The organism is candidate division KSB1 bacterium (assembly GCA_034506335.1).
GTDB lineage: Bacteria > Zhuqueibacterota > Zhuqueibacteria > JANLFK01 > Oleimicrobiaceae > Oleimicrobium.
Genome location: JAPDPR010000050.1, coordinates 17,474 through 28,882, shown reverse-complemented (window position 1 = coordinate 28,882; position 11,409 = coordinate 17,474). Strand labels below are relative to the sequence as shown.

The 11,409-nt window shown below is 58.5% G+C and carries 11 protein-coding genes and 1 tRNA gene; all 12 read left to right on the top strand.

Translation table 11 applies throughout. The features are described from left to right. The first annotated feature begins 2 nt into the window (after nt 1-2). The 12 genes from ONB25_12840 (at nt 3) to ONB25_12785 (ending at nt 11,408) form a co-directional block, all read left to right on the top strand. A tRNA-Arg gene (locus tag ONB25_12840) sits at nt 3-77 on the top strand. 36 nt (nt 78-113) lie between these two features. Beyond that, a complete protein-coding gene (locus ONB25_12835; protein ID MDZ7393771.1) occupies nt 114-788 on the top strand; it encodes a tetratricopeptide repeat protein in 675 nt (224 codons plus the stop codon). Between the two features lie 108 nt (nt 789-896). Then, on the top strand, nt 897-1,346 hold the full coding sequence (locus ONB25_12830; GenBank protein MDZ7393770.1) for a ribosome maturation factor RimP: 450 nt from the start codon (nt 897-899) through the stop codon (nt 1,344-1,346). Nucleotides 1,347-1,387: 41 nt separating this feature from the next. Next, the gene (gene nusA, locus ONB25_12825; GenBank protein ID MDZ7393769.1) at nt 1,388-2,635 is read left to right on the top strand and encodes a transcription termination factor NusA; all 1,248 of its coding nucleotides are present in this window, start codon (nt 1,388-1,390) and stop codon (nt 2,633-2,635) included. Nucleotides 2,636-2,684: 49 nt separating this feature from the next. Next, nucleotides 2,685-5,315 carry a translation initiation factor IF-2 gene (gene infB, locus ONB25_12820; protein MDZ7393768.1) on the top strand — a complete coding sequence of 877 codons (2,631 nt, stop codon included), beginning with the start codon at nt 2,685-2,687 and terminating at the stop codon, nt 5,313-5,315. A gap of 29 nt (nt 5,316-5,344) precedes the next feature. Next, nucleotides 5,345-5,626 carry a DUF503 domain-containing protein gene (locus tag ONB25_12815; GenBank protein MDZ7393767.1) on the top strand — a complete coding sequence of 94 codons (282 nt, stop codon included), beginning with the start codon at nt 5,345-5,347 and terminating at the stop codon, nt 5,624-5,626. A 9-nt stretch (nt 5,627-5,635) separates the two neighbouring features. Next, complete coding sequence (gene rbfA, locus ONB25_12810) at nt 5,636-5,998, top strand: 30S ribosome-binding factor RbfA (protein MDZ7393766.1); 363 nt, start codon at nt 5,636-5,638, stop codon at nt 5,996-5,998. A gap of 22 nt (nt 5,999-6,020) precedes the next feature. Further along, a complete protein-coding gene (gene truB, locus ONB25_12805) occupies nt 6,021-6,677 on the top strand; it encodes a tRNA pseudouridine(55) synthase TruB (protein MDZ7393765.1) in 657 nt (218 codons plus the stop codon). Next, nucleotides 6,678-7,619 carry a bifunctional riboflavin kinase/FAD synthetase gene (locus ONB25_12800; GenBank protein MDZ7393764.1) on the top strand — a complete coding sequence of 314 codons (942 nt, stop codon included), beginning with the start codon at nt 6,678-6,680 and terminating at the stop codon, nt 7,617-7,619. A 13-nt stretch (nt 7,620-7,632) separates the two neighbouring features. Next, nucleotides 7,633-7,902, top strand: coding sequence for a 30S ribosomal protein S15 (gene rpsO / locus ONB25_12795; protein ID MDZ7393763.1), 270 nt, complete (start codon nt 7,633-7,635; stop codon nt 7,900-7,902). A 130-nt stretch (nt 7,903-8,032) separates the two neighbouring features. Next, nucleotides 8,033-10,111 (top strand): polyribonucleotide nucleotidyltransferase, encoded by a 2,079-nt coding sequence (gene pnp, locus ONB25_12790; protein MDZ7393762.1) that lies wholly within the window; start codon nt 8,033-8,035, stop codon nt 10,109-10,111. 43 nt (nt 10,112-10,154) lie between these two features. Then, the gene (locus tag ONB25_12785) at nt 10,155-11,408 is read left to right on the top strand and encodes an insulinase family protein (GenBank protein ID MDZ7393761.1); all 1,254 of its coding nucleotides are present in this window, start codon (nt 10,155-10,157) and stop codon (nt 11,406-11,408) included. Nucleotide 11,409 lies beyond the last annotated feature (1 nt).

Sequence of the window (11,409 nt, the reverse complement as noted above, 5' to 3'; positions counted from 1 at the left end):
GCGCCCCTATAGCTCAGTATGGATAGAGCAGTGGTTTCCTAAACCATGTGTCGCAGGTTCAAGTCCTGCTAGGGGCACACAGCTCAGCAAGAACCACATGACACGGAGTGACCATGCTCAAGCCGAAGAAGAAACTGACACGACGGGAGATTAAGGAGGATAAGTTTGTCACCACTTACGCCAAGGTGACGAAGTACCTAGAAACGCATAGCAAGGTTGTTTATGCAGCGGCCGCGGCAGTCGTGGTCACTATTCTGGCCGTCTCATTGATTAGGGCAGGACGGCGCGCGGCGGAAGGCAAAGCCGCGGTGGAACTAGCCCGTGGGCTTGCTGCCTACGAGCGCCTCGACTATACCGCGGCAACCGACATCCTTCGTACTGCAGTGGAGGACTATGGCGGCACGAGGAACGGCACGCTGGCCTTGCTCCACTTGGGCAACGTCCTCTACCAGCAAGGCCAATATGCCGAGGCGCGGCGCTACTATGAGAAGTTCGCCCGTAAAGTGCGCAGCATAGAGTATCTTGCCGCTGCCGGCCGCGCTGCCGTTGCCGAATGCCTGGAGCAGGAGGGAAAGTATAGCGAGGCGGCCCAGCGCTACGAAAAGGTAGCTCGGGATTATGATACCCAACCCACGGCACCACGGTACCTGCTGGCTGCGGGAAGGTGTTACGCTCTGGCAGGGATGAAGGACCAGGCAGAGCGAGTGCTTCGCTCACTTCTGGACAAATACCCCGAGGCACAGGAAAGGACCCAAGCAGAGCTTGTGTTGGGCGAAGTGAGAAGCTGAGAGGAGGGGGGGCCACAAAAATCCTTGCATCTTTACCAGGATTTTCATATATTTCAAGCGCAAGTGGGTCGAAGCTAGACCCACTTTTTTGTTCACTATAGGAAGGACATGGCCGACACGCACGATATCCGTCGCCTGGTGGAGCAGGCGCTCGCGGACGAAGAGGTGGACCTCCTCGATGTAGCACTTCGCGGAAGGCCGGGGCGCCAGCTGCTCCGGGTGCTAGTGGACGTGGAAGGGGGTATCACGCTCGACCACTGCGCCCGCTTGGCGCAGAAGATCTCGGATATGTTGGACCGGAAGGACCCTATCCCCGGGAGCTACACGCTGGAGGTTTCTTCGCCTGGCGTGGACTGGCCGCTACGCACAGAGCGCGACTTTCGCCGCAACCTGCGTCGTACGCTGAAAGTCGAGTTTCAGGATGGCGAGGCAACCCGTGTCTTGATCGGCGTATTGCAGGAGGTGGGCCCGGAATACATCGTCATCGATTGTGCGGGACAACTTCAGAGAGTGGCTTTGGAGACTGTTCGTCTCGCCAAAGTACAACCCAAATGGTAGGTTGGGACTAGAAGGGAGTAGTTGTAGAGGGCGCATGCACCATGAAGAGTGAAATAGTCGAAGCCTTCAAGGAGATGGCAAAAGAACGGAACATCGACAAGGAGGTCCTGGCCGAAATCATCGAGTCGGTGTTCATGGGTATGATCAAGAAGCGTTTCGGGACGACTGACAACTTTGACATCTTTGTAAACTTTGACAAAGGCGAGATCGAAATATACCAGAACAAAAAGATCGTCGAAGAAGTCACCGACGAGACCTGCGAAATCGACTTGGAATCGGCGCGAAAGGTAGAGCCGGACCTGGAGATTGGCGACGATTTTGTGGAGATCATTGACCCGAGCAGTTTTGGGCGCAGGTTGATCCTTTCTGCGCGTCAGAACTTGACGCAACGGCTTCGCGAGCTGGAGAAGGAATCGACCTATCAGGAATTCTCGCAGAGAGTGGGAGAGATCGTTAGTGGCGATATCCGCCAGGTGACGGCGCGCGAGGGGGTCTACATCGTCGTGGACCGCACGGAAGTGCTCATGCCGCCTTCTGAGCAAATCCCCACCGAGCACTATCGGCGCGGGGAGACCATCAAGGCGGTGGTCAAGAGGGTGGAGCAAACCCCGAAGGGCCCCCAGGTGATCGTGTCGCGCGCCGATGAGCAGTTTCTGATCCGGTTGTTCGAGCTGGAAGTGCCCGAAATCGCCGACGGCATTATCGAGATCAAGGCTGTGGCCCGGGAACCCGGCGAGCGGACGAAAATTGCCGTCTATTCCAATGACAAAAGGATTGATGCGGTGGGTGCGTGCGTAGGGATGAAAGGGATTCGTATCCAGTCGATCGTCAAGGAGCTCAACAACGAAAAGATCGACATCATCCCTTGGAGCAGCGAGCCAGAGATTTTCGTCAGTAGGGCGCTCAGTCCGGCCAAGCCCTCTCGCATTATTCTGGACGAGGACAACAAGACGGTCATCGCCATGCTGCCGGATGACCAGATCTCGCTTGCGATTGGCAGAGGTGGTCAGAACCGGCGCCTGGCTTCGCGGCTGACGGGGTATGATATACAGCCTGTGAAAGAGTCCGAGTACAGAGACCTCATCAAGATGGAGTTGCTCAAAGATCGGCCGTTGACCACCGTTTCGGAATTGCGACCGTCGGTGGTGCGAAAGCTCATGAGTGCAGGGCTGCAGAATGTGAGGGACGTGTTGGAATCTGACATTCAGGGTTTGATGAACATCCGGGGCATTGGACAGAAGACGGCAGAGGAGATTGTAGCAGCTGTCACCAAGGAGCTGAACGAGTAGACGGTCGAGGGTTTTGCGAAGAATGTCACTGGCAAGGAGTGCTGAGGCGTTGAGTAGTAAAAGGCGCGTATACCAGGTAGCCAAGGAGTTCAACATTTCGAACGAGGCGCTTGTCGAGTTTTTGCAGCACCTCAAGTTCGACGTGCGCAACCAGATGAGTGTGGTCAGCGACGAGGCGTATGCCGAAGTGGTGAAGAAGTACGGCCAGGTAGCGCACATGTCGGACGCTGAACGCGAATTCCGCAAAATGCTGCGGGACAAGCGTGCCATGGAAGAGCAAAAGTGGGCTGCAGCGCGCCTTGAGTTGCAGGAACGCATCAAGGCTGTCAGCGAACTTGCCACCCGCAAGCCCCGTTTGCGCAAGCTCATCGAAACTCCATTGGCACCCGCCACGCCCGAGCCACAACCGCCTGTGGCCAAGCCCGCCTCGCCAGTGACGGCCGAGCTTGAAGCTGGGGCGGCAGAGGCAAAGGAGGTGGTGGCCCCGAAGCCGGCTCACCGCAGGGTACGGATTGTTGAGCTACCTGTCACCCCCGAGCCGCCCGCTCCCGCGGAAGAGACGGTGCTTGAGCCAGAAGTGAAAGTGGAAGAAGCGGAGGTCGCGGAAGTCGAGGCGCAGGCACAGCCATCTGCAGAGGTTGTTGCAACGCCAGAGCCCGCCGAAGAGGTAAAGCCGAAGAAAAAGAAACGCCGCAAACGCCACAAACACCCGGCGGAGGCGGAACAAGAGGCGGAACTTGCTGCGCCAGTTGAGGAGGCCAAGAAGGAAAAGCTGCGGAAGCGCCACAAGAAGCACAAGCCGCAGTATACCGAGGAAGAAATCGAAAAGAGCATCCGCGACACTCTGGCGCGGATGAAAGATGAAGGGCGCAAGCGACCTCGCAGGCGCACGCGGGAAGAGGAAGAGGTCGAAGTACTGCCTGAACGCAAGGTCATCCGAGTGGCCGAATACGCCTCGGCGGGAGAACTTGCCGACTTGCTCGGTGTAGCACCGGCCGAGGTAATAAGCAAGTGTCTGCGCTTGGGCATCATGGCTTCCATCAACCAGCGCCTTGACATGGACACCATCACGCTGGTTGCCTCAGAATTCGGCTACGACGTGGAGCAGATCGAGGAGTTTGGTGCCGACGTTCTAGAGGCTCTGGAGGAGGAACAGGACGAGAAGAATTTGGTGCCTCGGCCGCCTGTGGTGACCATCATGGGCCACGTGGACCATGGCAAGACCTCGTTGCTGGACCGCATACGTCAGAGCAACATTGTAGCCGGCGAGGTGGGAGGCATTACTCAGCACATTGGTGCGTACGAAGTGATGGTTGACGGCAAGGCCATCACCTTCCTGGACACGCCCGGCCATGAGGCATTTACCGCCATGCGCGCGAGGGGCGCCCAGGTCACTGACATCGTGGTCCTTGTGGTGGCTGCCGACGATGCGGTTATGCCGCAGACAATAGAGGCCATCAATCATGCAAAGGCAGCAGGCGTTCCCATCGTCGTGGCCATCAACAAGATCGACAAACCCGGAGCCAATCCTGACCTCATCAAACAGCAGCTTGCCGACCACGGCGTGTTAGTGGAAAGCTGGGGCGGCAAGTACCAGTGCGCCGAGATTTCCGCCAAGACAGGGCTGGGCATTGATCGCTTGCTGGAAATGATCCTCATCGAGGCGGAGTTGTTGGAGCTGCGCGCCAATCCCCAGCGGCCGGCGCGGGGGGTTGTCATTGAGGCGCGTCTTGACAAGGGGAAAGGCCCAGTTGCCACCGTGCTGGTGCAGGATGGCACGCTGCGCGTGGGTGACCCCTTCGTTGCCGGCCAGGTGGCAGGCCGCGTTCGCACGATGTTCGACGAGCGGGGCAAGAAGATCGCCGAGGCAGGACCATCCTGCCCGGCGCAGGTGCTCGGCTTCACAGAGGTGCCTCAGGCCGGCGACAAATTCGTAGTGGTGAGCTCGGAGCGCGAGTCGCGCGAGATTAGCCAGCGCCGCCAACAGCTGCACCGCGAGCAGGAGGCGCGCCGCATGCGCCACAAGACCCTGGACCAGATTTCCAAAGAAATCCGCGATGGTAAGGTCCGTCAGCTCAGGGTGATCGTCAAGGCCGACGTGGATGGCTCCGTAGAAGCCCTCACCGACGCATTGATGAAGCTGAGCACCTCTGAAGTGGCGGTCGACGTCGTGCACAAAGGCGTGGGCGCAATTTCCGAATCGGACGTGCTCCTTGCTTCCGCCTCTGACGCTATCATCATCGGCTTCAACATCCGGCCAACCTCTGAGGCACGGGAACTGGCGGCCCGCGAGGACATCGACATCCGGCTCTACAACATCATCTACGACGCAGTGGAGAACGTCAAGGCTGCGCTCGAAGGGATGCTGGAGCCCATTGTCACCGAGAAGCACAGTGGCACCGCGGAAGTCCGCCAAATCTTCCGCGTACCCAAGGTCGGCGTCGTTGCTGGTTGTTATGTCCAAAGCGGTAAGGTCTCCCGAAACGATCGCGCCAAGATCTACCGGGAAAACAAACTGATCTACGAAGGCAAGATCTCTTCGCTGAAGCGCTTCAAAGATGACGTGCGCGAGGTGGCGGCGGGGTTCGAATGTGGTATCGGCATCGAGAATTTTGCCGACATCCATGAGGGGGACATCATCGAGACTTATGAGGTCGTCACCACCGAGCGGAAGCTGTAACGGTTTGCTGCCTGCAAAGAGCCACTACCATGTTCGTTGGTCTGTCGCGGTTCGAGCTATTCATCCCTGACAGCGGATCGCTCAAGTCGAAACGATTTGTCCTGAGCAGCCTGAAGGCGCGGCTGCGTAATCGCTTCAATGTGAGCGTGGCAGAGGTGGGGGATACAGAGAAGTGGCAGCGGGTCACCCTCGGTGTAGTCACTATCGGCAATGAACAACGTTTTGTGGACGAGACGTTGGCCAAAATCTACAACTTTGTAGAAGGGGAAGACAGGGTGCAGATACTCGACTATCGGGCGGAAATTCTGTAGGGGAGACGAATGCACCCTTCGTACAAGAGATCGTTGCGCGTGGGCGAGCTTCTGAAGCGGGAGCTGAGCGCGATTATCTTCCGTCACGTGAAAGACCCCGGAATTGGCCAGATTACCATTACGGAAGTGACGGTGACCGATGACCTGCGGCTGGCCAGGGTCTACGTGGCTACAGCAGCCGACCCCGGGGTTCGCGCGGCTACCATGCAGGCCCTCGAGCGGGCCACTAGTTTCCTTCGCGCTCAGCTTGGCGCCCGTATTAGGATCAGGTATACCCCCGAGCTGCGCTTTTTCTATGACGACACGCTGGACCGCGCCGAACGCATCGATAGACTGCTGCGGGACGCAGGAGCGGACCACCCCGAGGTGTGAGTTCACCAGACCCGAAGATGGGGTGGTACTGAACATCAACAAGCCCGTCGGCTGGACGTCGTTCGAAGTGGTGGAAGAGGTGAGGAGGGTGGCAGGCACCAAACGCGTCGGACACGGTGGTACGCTGGATCCTTTCGCTGAAGGTGTCTTGCTTGTGTGCGTGGGGCCCGCCACCAAAATGGTGTCCAGTTTGATGACGTTGCGCAAAGTGTATGAGGGGACGTTGGAGCTGGGGCTTGAGACGGACACGCTGGACGTGACCGGAACTGTGGTGCGACGCTTGGGCTTGCGAAACCGGCCCACCAAGGATGAGATCGAGCAGGCGATGAGCCGCTTCGTGGGCGAGATAGAGCAGATGCCGCCCATGTTTTCTGCCGTGAAGGTGGGCGGCAGGAGGCTCTACCAATGGGCTCGGGCGCACCAAGAGGTGGCCCGCAAGTCCCGGATGGTGAATGTGTACCACTTTGCCCCTACGCGCATCCGTTTGCCTTTTGTGGAGTTTGTGGTCGAGTGCGGCAAGGGAACATACGTGCGGAGTCTGGTAGCAGACCTTGGTGCGCTGCTTGGCTGCGGCGCGGTCCTCAAGACGCTGCGTCGCACTGCCGTTGGACCGCATTGCATTGAGGATGCGTTGACATTGGATCAGCTGCAGCGCTCGCATTTCTATCCAGTGGTGTAGATGGAGATCATACAGAGATTTCCGCCGCCAGGATTTCGGGAAAAATCTGTAGTCACTATTGGCACGTTCGACGGTGTTCACGTTGGCCATCGCGCAATAATCGAAAGAGTGGTGGTCAGGGCCGCACAGGAGAACCTGCCTGCGGTTGTCGTTACCTTCGAGCCACACCCCCAGCTGGTGGTGCCCCGACCAGACCGCCCGCATATTCACCTTCTTTCCCTCTTTGAGGAAAAGGTAGCGTTGTTGGAGGCCTTGGGGGTGACGGTGGTTGTCGCTTTGCCGTTCAGTAACGAGCTGGCGCAGACCGAACCAGGCGACTTTGTGCGGAGTGTGCTCCACGAGGCTCTCGGGGCCGCGCGCGTCGTGGTCGGGTATGACCATACCTTTGGCAAGGGGCGTTCTGGGACGGTGACGATGTTGCACGAACTGGGGGTCACGTTCGGCTTTGACGTCGAGGTGGTGCCCAAATTGATGGTCGACGGGGCACCGGTCAGTAGCACGCGGGTGCGTCAGCTGCTGACAAACGGTGACGTCTCGGGGGCAGCACGGCTGCTAGGCAGGAATTACACCCTTCAAGGCACCGTGGTCCAAGGGAGAGGTTTGGGCCGTAAGTTGGGGTATCCTACGGCGAATCTCAATCCTCCGGCCGCGAAACTGGTCCCCAAGTCGGGCACTTACGCGGTGTTGGTGCACCTCGACGGTCGGCGGTTTCGTGGCCTCCTCAACATCGGCGTGCGGCCCACATTTGGCGAGCCATCTGCAGGCCCCGTATTGGAGGTGCACATCTACGACTATGAGGGTCAGCTTTACGGCGAGACAGTATCCGTAGAATTCCTCGGCCGCATTCGTGGTGAACAGCGTTTTGCATCATCGCGTGAGCTGGTCCGGCAGATAGAAGCCGACAAGGAGGCAAGTCAGGCCTTTTTCGCGAACGTGAAATAGAGAGGAGAAGCGAATGCCACTGACAAAGGAACAGAAGGCGGAACTAATCAGCAAGTACGGGACTACGCCGCACGACACCGGTCGAGCAGAGGCGCAGATCGCCCTGATGACGGCGCGCATCAAAGAGCTTACTGAGCATTTAGAGACCCACGTGAAGGACCACCACTCCCGCCGTGGTCTCATGAAGCTCGTCGGGAAGAGGCGCAGATTGCTCGAGTACTTGCGGCGCAAGGACATTGAGCGTTATCGCAAGGTGATCGACGAACTAGGCATTCGTCGGTAAGAAGCTTGCTGCCCCACTGTACCCCAGGCGCGTGGCTCCTAGAAGGGCGCGAGTTCCACCCTGGGGGTATGCGGGGGCTGCAGCGAAGAAAAATGGGGGTTTGCTAGTGCCGTATTATGGGAGGAAATGAATGATTGTACGCAAATCACTTGAGCTTGGCCATTCCAAGCTCATCATAGAAAGTGGAAAGCTTGCCAAACAGGCAGATGGTGCTGTTTGGGTGCAGTTTGGCGACAGTGTCATATTAGCGACGGCTGTGGCCGGTGACCAGCCCATGGCACCTCAGGGTTTTTTCCCGCTGTCAGTCGACTATCGAGAGAAGGCGTACGCAGCGGGAAAAATCCCTGGGGGGTTCTTCAAGCGTGAAGGGCGGCCCAGCGAGACAGAAGTTCTGAACGCTCGCCTGATTGACCGGCCTATTCGACCGTTGTTTCCTGAAGATTTCCCCTACGAAGTGCAAGTGATCGTGTGGGTGCTGTCGGCGGATCGCGAGAACGACGCGGATGTCCTCGGGGTTATTGGGGCCTCGGCGGCGCTCACCATCTCCGACATCCCCTTCGGGGGCCCGGTTGGCGCGGTGCGGGTGGGGAGGTTGAACGGCGCATTTGTGGTCAACCCCACCTTCGCGCAGTTGGAAGAGAGTGACCTGGACCTGGTGGTGGCGGGCACTGAAGAATCCGTCATCATGATGGAAGGCGAAGCCCGGGAAATCGCCGAAGACGACCTGCTTGCGGCACTTGATTTTGGGCATCGTCATATCAAGGAGATCGTTGCCCTGCAGCGGGAGTTGGCGGTCGAGTGTGGAAAGCCCAAACGTGAATACCAGAGAAGCGTACCGGATCCCACATTGGTGGAGCGGGTAAACGCCATGCTCGGCGACCGCCTAGAGCAGGCGCTGCGCGAAACAGAACGCGCCAGGCGGAGTGAGTCTGTTGACGCCATAAAAAAAGAAATCGTTGACGCGCTGGCCGCGGAATTCCCGGAAAGCGAGCCGCACATCACCGGTATCATCGAGGAGCGTGTCAAAAAGATTGTTCGCGAGATGATCCTGAAGGAGGACCGCCGTCTTGATGGGCGGGGCCCAGAGGCGATCCGCGAGGTGACCTGTGAAGTGGGCGTACTTCCTCGCGCGCACGGGTCGGCACTCTTCACCAGGGGGCAGACGCAGGCGCTCGCCGCGACCACCTTGGGCACCAAGATGGACGAGCAGAAGATCGATGACCTGGAAGGAGAGTTTTGGAAGAGCTACATGCTGCATTACAACTTTCCGCCGTTCTCGGTCGGCGAAGTTCGTCCGGTGCGCGGGCCGAGTAGGAGAGAGATCGGCCACGGCAATCTTGCCGAGCGCGCCCTGAAGCCGATGATCCCCAGCGACGAGGTCTTCCCCTACACCGTGCGGATCGTGTCGGATATCCTCGAGTCAAACGGTTCCTCGTCCATGGCGACCGTGTGCGCCGGCTCATTGTCGCTAATGGATGCTGGCGTGCCGGTCAAAGCGGCCGTTGCCGGCATTGCCATGGGCCTTGTGAAGGGTCCTGATCGCACCGTGATCCTCACGGACATCCTGGGCGAGGAGGACCACCTGGGTGACATGGACTTTAAAGTCGCCGGAAGCAGAGTAGGCGTGACCGCTTTCCAACTGGACATAAAGACGACCGGTCTTGAGCGTGCGGTGTTGCAGGAAGCGTTGCATCGAGCCAAGGAGGCCCGCCATCGCATCCTGGACATCATGGACAGTGTGCTCGACCGGCCGCGGCCTGAGCTGTCACGCTACGCGCCGCGTATCGTCTCGTTCAAGATTCCCGTGGATTCCATTGGTACTGTCATCGGTCCAGGTGGCAAGACCATTCGGGAAATCATCCAGACCACCGGCGCCACCATCGACATTGAGGACGATGGGACTGTGCTCATTGCCTCAGTAGACCCGGAGGCCTGCAATCAAGCCCGCCGCATGGTGGAAGAACTTACCGCCGAACCAGAGGTGGGCAAGACGTACGTAGGAGTAGTGAAGACGATCACTAATTTTGGAGCCTTTGTGGAGATTCTTCCGGGGAAAGAAGGACTGCTGCACATTTCGCAGATTTCCAACCGCCGTGTGGAAAGGGTGGAAGATGTGCTCAAGGTAGGACAGAAGGTGGAAGTGAAGCTTCTCCGCATTGGCAGCGATGGGAAACTGGACTTGAGCAGGAAGGCTCTGTTGAAAGACTGAGTCGCATCCAATCGGCTAGGGAGAAGGAGATAGAAGAGAAGGCGTGACAGAAAACTACAAGCGAACCATCCTCGACAACGGTTTGAGGGTGGTGACCGAGTATATGCCCGCCGTCCGGTCGGTAGCGCTGGGCGTGTGGGTCGAAGCCGGTTCGCGCGACGAGACGCCCAGGTTGCGGGGCGTCTCGCACTTTGTAGAACACATGCTGTTTAAAGGCACCGCGCGGAGGACGGCACGCGAAATTGCGCAGGCCCTCGAGGACCTGGGGGGAAGCCTCAACGCCTACACATCAAAGGAATTTTGCTGTTACACTGCGCACGTATTGGACGAACACGTGCCAGTGGCAGTAGACGTGCTCGCCGATATTCTCCAGAACTCACTGTTTGCGCAGTCCGATATCGAGAAAGAAAAGCAGGTTATCCTCCGCGAGATGGACCATGCACGGGAAACGCCAGAGGACATAATCTTCGACTACCTGTATGAGGACGTGTACCCTAATCATCCGTTGGGGCACCAAGTCTACGGTGAGCCGGAGACGGTCCGAGCCTTCACGCGCGATGACCTGGTGGACTTCCTGCATGGCCATTACACGCGAGGGCGAATTGTGGTCGCAGCCGCCGGCAACGTCGTGCACGATCGGCTCGTAGAGCTTGTCGGCAAGAGTTTCGCGGACCTCCCGGCGGACCATGGACCTAAGAGGGAACCTCCTTTAGAAGCAGCTCGTGGCAGCGTGCGCCCCCAGGAGTGTGCCCAGGTGCACGTGTGCCTGGGAGGCAGGGCGTATCCGTACGCCGATCCGCGCAAATTTGCGCTTTTGGTGCTTGACACCATCTTGGGGGCAGGTATGAGCTCGCGTCTGTTTCAGGCTGTACGCGAGGAAAACGCCGCTGCATACACCATCTACTCGTTTTTGGATTTCTATAGCGATACCGGACTCATCGGATTGTACTTTGCCACCGAGCCGAAGAAGCTTGCTCTTTGCATGGACCTGGTGCACGCTCAAATCCGGGACCTGAGGTCCAATGGCCTGCCGGAAGAGGAGCTGCAAAGGGCCAAATCCCAGCTCAAAGGCAATTTGATGCTCGGGTTGGAGAATACCGCGAGCCGCATGAGCCGCCTCGCAAAGTTGGAAATCTATCTCCGCCAGTTCTGCTCCTTGTCGGAGACGATTGCCCAAATTGAGGCGGTGACAGGAGAAGAAGTGCAACGGGCGGCCCATGAGGTGCTGGCAGAAGGGAACCTTGTGGCCACCCAGCTACATCCCAGTCGTCCGCGTCAGGGGAAGGCGGCACGGTAAG